Annotated in this window: 6 protein-coding genes; 3 read left to right on the top strand and 3 right to left on the bottom strand. The window is 73.1% G+C overall.

Going from position 1 to position 5,741, the window contains the following annotated elements:
* A partial coding sequence (gene ddaH, locus I5G_RS13240) for a dimethylargininase (RefSeq protein ID WP_022879485.1) occupies positions 1-840 on the bottom strand: 840 nt, incomplete at its 3' end.
* 298 nt (positions 841-1,138) lie between these two features.
* On the opposite strand from ddaH, the gene I5G_RS22450 reads away from it, so the two are divergent.
* The 3 genes from I5G_RS22450 to mtnB are packed head-to-tail and all read left to right on the top strand — an operon-like array spanning position 1,139 to position 3,635.
* Positions 1,139-2,308, top strand: a complete 1,170-nt coding sequence (locus I5G_RS22450) for a methylthioribose-1-phosphate isomerase (protein ID WP_022879484.1) — start codon at positions 1,139-1,141, stop codon at positions 2,306-2,308.
* Entirely contained in the window at positions 2,305-3,006 is a 702-nt protein-coding gene (gene mtnC / locus I5G_RS13230; RefSeq protein ID WP_022879483.1) for an acireductone synthase, read from the top strand. Before I5G_RS22450 ends, mtnC begins: the two co-directional genes overlap by 4 nt.
* Positions 3,003-3,635: a methylthioribulose 1-phosphate dehydratase gene (gene mtnB, locus I5G_RS13225; RefSeq protein WP_022879482.1), complete on the top strand. Its 633-nt coding sequence runs from the start codon at positions 3,003-3,005 to the stop codon at positions 3,633-3,635. Before mtnC ends, mtnB begins: the two co-directional genes overlap by 4 nt.
* A gap of 402 nt (positions 3,636-4,037) precedes the next feature.
* On the opposite strand, the gene mtnK is transcribed toward mtnB, so the two are convergent.
* Both mtnK and I5G_RS13215 read right to left on the bottom strand, forming a co-directional pair.
* A complete protein-coding gene (gene mtnK, locus I5G_RS22445) occupies positions 4,038-5,234 on the bottom strand; it encodes an S-methyl-5-thioribose kinase (protein WP_022879481.1) in 1,197 nt (398 codons plus the stop codon).
* Positions 5,231-5,741 (bottom strand): ABC transporter permease (locus I5G_RS13215; protein WP_022879480.1); only part of this gene is annotated, 511 nt, incomplete at its 5' end. The genes mtnK and I5G_RS13215, both read right to left, overlap by 4 nt.

Raw genomic sequence — 5,741 nt, 5'->3', positions numbered from 1 at the left:
CGCCGCCGCCGAGAGCAGCTCGGACAGGTCGACCAGCACGGGCGTGTAGCCGCGCTCGCGCAGCTGCGCCTCGAAGCCCTTCGCGCGCGGCGAGATGATGACGTTCTTGCCGTCGCTGGCGGAGTTCAGGCCGAACACCGCGCCGTCGGCATCCGACACCCGGATGGCATCCGGGTAGCGCTCGCGGAGGATCGCCTGGCTGCGCTCGTCGAACGCGTTCGGCAGGTACGCGATGTTGGCCTTCTCGACGCCGCCGGGACCCTCGACCGGGTCGAGCACGGCGATCGCGGTGTCGAGGTGGTAGAACCGCGGGTCGGTGAGCGTCAGCGACACGACCTCGCGCGAGAACACCTCGCCGACCTCGCGGTGGCTGTCGCCGGTGGAGCGGAAGCCGGTGCCGGCCAGGATCGTGTTGCCGACGAGCAGGAAGTCGCCCTCGCCCTCGTTGACCTCGACCGGCTCGGCGACCTCGAAGCCGTTGGCGGCGAACCAGTCGATGAACGCGGGGGCCTCGTCGGCACGCTCGCGGAAGCGGAACTTCGGGCCGTACGCGACACCGTCGATGACGAACCCGCCATTGGCCGTGTAGACCATGTCGGGCAGGCCCTCGAGCGGGTCGATGAGCTCGATCTCGTGGCCGAGCTCGGTGTACGTGTCGTACAGCGCCTGCCACTGGCGCAGGGCCAGGGCGGTGTCGGTGGGGCGCGACGGCTCCATCCACGGGTTGATGCTGTAGCTCACGGTGAAGTGCTCGGGCCGGCACATCAGGTACCGGCGGTGCTGCTGCACGCGCTCGACCGTTGCGGTCTCGGTGGGGGCGGCGGTGGGGTTCGCGGACATCTCTGCTCCTCAGGAGAAGGTGCGGCGGACGCTGTCCTCGGGCCCGGTGGCCCTTCGACCCACCGGCGCCTCTCGCGCCGTGCGGGGAAAGGTCGGTCCGGGCACGCCGTGGCCATTGTCTCACGCGGGCGCGGGGGCGCGCGAGCCGCCGGGCGGGTGCGGCACAACCTCAGCGCTCCGCGCCGGGTCAGTGGCATCCGGCCGAATCGGACTGAGGTTGCGCGGATCACGGAGCGGGCGTGTCGCGCGGCGTCACCGACGCCGTCGGTGTCGCCAGGTGCGTGGGAGAATCGTCGCGATGTCTGCCACGCTCGAGAATTCCGTCGTCTTCGACGAGTCGGCCGGTGTCGTCCGCATCCTCGATCGCCGCGTGTTCCCCGCGCGGGTGGAATGGGTGGATGCCACGACCCCCGACGAGGTCGCCGCGGCGATCCGCGACATGGTGACCCAGAGCTCGGGGCCGCTGTACGCCGCGACCGCCGGCATGGGTCTGGCCGCGCTGCAGGCGCGCGGGCTACCGCTCGGCGAGGCGCGCACCGCGCTCGGCCGCGCGGGCCGTGCCCTCGCCACCGCCCGGCCGACGAACGCCCACCCGCGCGATGCGGTCGCCCGGATCCTCGCGGCCGGGCGCGATGCCGACGACACCGACGCCCTCGTGTCGGCCACGCTCGAGACGGCAGCCGCGGTCGACCGCGACTACCGCGAGGCCAGCCTGCGTCTCGGTCGCGCGACGCTGTCCCTGCTGCCGGAGTCGCCGCGCATCCTGACGCACTGCTGGGCCGACGCGTACCTGTTCGGACTCGTCGCCGCCGCGCACGAGGCCGGCCGCGAGATCGAATGGATCGCGACCGAGACCCGCCCGTACCTGCAGGGCGCGCGACTGACCGCGCACTCGCTGCGCGAGCTCGGCCAGAAAGTCACGCTCATCACCGACGGCATGGCCGCGGCGGCCCTCGCCTCGCCGCGCGGCGTCGGGTCCGGACCGATCGACGCCGTGGTCACCGCCGCCGACCGCGTCGCGCTCGACGGATCCGTGGTGAACAAGGTGGGCACGCTCGCGCACGCGGCCGCGGCGGCGGCGTTCGGCATCCCGTACTACGCCATGGTCGAGGCGCCCGATCCCGGTGCTCCGACGGGCGCCGACGTCGTGATCGAGGACCGCGACCCGCGCGAGGTGCTCGAGGTCCTGGGGCACCGCACCGCGAGCCCGCTCGTGACCGACGCGTGGTACCCCGCGTTCGACGTCACGCCGCCGCGCCTCGTGACCCGCATCGCGACGAGCCGCGGCACCTTCGCGCCGGCGAACGTCGGCGAGCACTTCGCGACGGATCCGGATGCCGAGGCTCCCGCGCCCGCGCTCCGGCGCCGCCGCTCCCCCGCCGAGCCCGCCCCGGTCGCCGCGACCGTGCAGCCCGACACCATCGCCTTCCGCTCCGTACCCGCTTCCCCCGACGAGGACCCGCAATGACCGCCATCTCCGCCGACGTCGTCGTGCTCGACATCGAGGGCACGACGAGCGCCGCCGGGTTCATCCTCGGCGACCTCTACGACTACGCCCGCCCGCGGCTCGACGCGCTGCTCACCCGCGACGACGACACCGTGCGCGCCGCCCGCGCCGACGCGATCGCCGAGACCGGACTGGATGCCGACGCCACCGACGTCGAGGTCGCCGACGCGCTGCGCGAGCTCATGGCATCCGATGTGAAGTCGACGCCGCTGAAGACGCTGCAGGGCATCCTGTGGGCGGAGGGTTTCGCGGCCGGCGAGATCCACTCGCAGTTCTTCGAGGACGTTCCGCCGCGCCTGCGCGCGTGGCGCGAGGCCGGGGTCCGGCTCGCGGTGTACTCGTCCGGCTCGGTCGCGTCCCAGGTGCCGTGGTTCCGCCACGCACCGCAGGGCGATCTGACGCCGCTCGTCGAGGACTTCTTCGACACGGTGAGCGCGGGGCCCAAGAAGGAGTCCGGGTCGTACGACCGCATCGCGGCGGCGCTCGGGGTCGCTCCGGGGCGCGCGCTGTTCCTCACCGATCACCCCGACGAGGTCGCCGCGGCCCTCGCGGCCGGCTGGCAGGTCGTCGCGCTCGACCGCGCCGGCGAGCCCTGGCACGGCGCGGAGTTCACGGCGCCGTCCGTGGCATCCTTCGACGAGATCGAGCTGTCGCGGTGAGCCTCCCCCTGACCGCGCGCGTGCAGGAGGCCGGTGCCGTTCTGGCCGCGGAAGCCTCGCGCTTCTCGGGGTACGGCTGGATGCGCGGTACCTCCGGCAACCTGTCAGTCGTGATCGACCGGGATCCGCTCGTGCTCGCGGTCACGGCATCCGGTCTCGACAAGTCGGAGCTCACCGATCGCGACGTCGTGCTCATCGGCGCCGACGGCGCGGCGATCGACCCTGACGACCCGCGGCCACCGTCCGCCGAGGCGGGGCTCCACGCGCACATCGCCGCGCGCACCGGCGCGGGCGCGGTGTTCCACGTGCACGCCTTCGACGCGGTCGTCGCGGGGCACCGGTGGCCGGCCGGCGTCGAGATCCGCGACATGGAGATGCTCAAGGGCATCGGCCATCGCGCGCACGACGAGACCGTCACGATCCCGGTGATCGCGAACGATCAGGACATGGCGGTCGAGGCCGCCCGCTTCGACGAGGTCTACGTTCCTGCGACGGCCGAGGTTCCCGAGGTCCCCGCGCTCATCGTCGCGAGCCACGGCATGTACGCGTGGGGCGAGGACATCGCCGCCGCCCGCCGCCACCTCGAGATCGCCGAGTGGCTGCTGCGTTTCACCGTCGCCACGCGCTGAGCCACGGCATCCGTCGCCACGCGCTGAGCCCGGCATCCGTCGCCACGCGCTGAGCCCCGGCATCCGTCGCCACGCGCTGAGCCCCGGCATCCGTCGCCCCACGGCCGCCGTGGTGGCTGGCTGCGCTACGGCCCCGAACAGCCCGACATAAACGCTCCGGCTCGGCAGAAACGCTCGGAGAGGGCGTTTCCGCCAACGCACAGCGTTCATGCCCGGAGCACCCGGATGCCGGGGGCCCGGACGCCGTGACCGCTTCCCGCGCTGCGGCCCCGGCGCGCCCCGCATAAACGCTCCGGCTCGGCAGAAACGCTCGGAGCGGGCGTTTCCGCCGACGCACAGCGTTTATGCCGGGAGGATCGCCCGGGAGCCGCGGCGAGCAGCGCCGCCACGCACCGAACCGCGTCAGCCGAGCAGCGCCGCGGTCCGCGCGGTGAGCGCGCGCGGATCGGTGTCGTCGAGGCGCGCGGTGCCGAGGGTGCGGGCGGCGCGCAGCACGAAACGTGCCGCGACGGCGCGCTCGGGCTCGGGCAGCGTCTGGATGTCGGCGACCTTCGAGAACCCGACGATGCGGCGCACGGCCTTCGCGGCGCCGTAGATCGCGGCATCCGATCGCACGGCCGCGAGCGTGTGCTCGAGCACCTCGTCGCCGTACACGCGCGGGTCGACGCGCTCGGGCCAGCGGCGGCGGAACTCCGCCTCGAACGCGTCGACGAGCTCGACGGGGAGGGCCAGCAGCGCCTCGGCGTCGTGCGAACGCCCGAGCACGTGCGCGCGGGCCGCGGCGATCACGAGGTTCGCCCACACGGCACCGAGGTCGAAGCCCGTGGGGCCGTAGGTGCCGAACTCCGAGTCGAACGCCCGCACCGACTCCCCCTCGGCCCGCACGAACACCGATCCGGTGTGCAGGTCGCCGTGCAGCAGGCTCTGCGTGCTCTCCTGGAACCGCAGCTTCGCCAGGCCGATCTCGCGCACGAACGCCCGGTCGGCGCGCAATTCCCGCACGTCCTCGTCGTTCGCTGCCAGCCACCCGTTGTGCTCGTGGTCGACGTACGGCTCGGTGAAGACGAGGTCCTCGGTGATCTCGCTCAGCTCGGGGTTGGTCGCGGCGGCGATCGCGCGGCGGCGCTCGGGTCCGGGCGTCCCGAAGGCGCTCGTCGCGAAGCCCACGGCTCCCACGTACTCGCCGAGCTGCGCCGCCGCGTACGCGTGCAGCCGCCCGGCGTTGAGTTCCCCTCGCCAGACGGCGTGGTCGCTGAGGTCCTCGATCGAGAGCGCCAGGTTCTCGGCGTCGAAGCCGTGGAACGCGGGCACGTGCGCCGGATCGATCCGCTCGTGCACGCCGAGCACGACGGCCTCGCGGGCCGCACGCTCGCGCGTGAGCGGCCAGGAGGGGTCGACGCGCACGTGCGGCAGCGACTGCTTCACGACGACGCCGTTGCCCGCGGCATCCTTCACGATGAAGACGAGGTTCAGGTTGCCGTCGCCGACCTCGTCCACGGACACGATGGATGCCGGGTCCACCGGCCCCGACAGGTGCGGGCGTGCGGCGAGGTACGCGGGGACCGTGTCGACGGTCAGCTGGTCGGTGAGGACGGTCATGATGCGGTGGTGCTCCCGGCGACGATGGTGGTCTTGCGACGGCGGAACGTGAAGCTGAACAGCAGGGCCACGAGCAGCACGAGGCCCTTCCCGAAGTCCTGGATGTAGTACGGCAGGCCCATCATCGAGAACCCGGTGACCATCACGGCCACGAGCACCGCGCCGAGCGCCGTGCCCCACGCGTTCGGGCGCCCGATGCCCAGCACCGAGACGCCGACGAGCGCGACGGCCACGGCATCCAGCAGCAGGCTGTTGCCGGCCGAGACGTCGCCCTGTCCGATGCGGGCGGCGAGGATGAGACCGGCGATGGATGCCAGGATCCCGCAGCCGATGTACGCGGCGGCGCGGTAGGCGCGGACGCGGACACCGGCGAGGCGCGCGGCCTCCGGGTTCGAGCCGACGGCGGCGAGCGCGCGACCCCAGCGGGTGCGGTCGAGGACGAACCACAGCACCACCGTGAGCCCGAGGAACAGCACCACGGGCACCAAGGTCGGGCCGATGAATCCG

It is taken from the genome of Microbacterium sp. B19, assembly GCF_000333395.1.
Classification (GTDB): Bacteria; Actinomycetota; Actinomycetes; order Actinomycetales; family Microbacteriaceae; genus Microbacterium.
Note: the sequence above shows the minus strand (reverse complement) of the source record. Positions and strands in the feature narration are given on the sequence as shown.

Coding starts and splice junctions, on each gene's coding strand:
- I5G_RS22450 (WP_022879484.1), top strand. CDS start 1,139: ATGTCTGCCACGCTCGAGAATTCCGTCGTCTTCGACGAGTCGGCCGGT.
- mtnC (WP_022879483.1), top strand. CDS start 2,305: ATGACCGCCATCTCCGCCGACGTCGTCGTGCTCGACATCGAGGGCACG.
- mtnK (WP_022879481.1), bottom strand. CDS start 5,234: ATGACCGTCCTCACCGACCAGCTGACCGTCGACACGGTCCCCGCGTAC.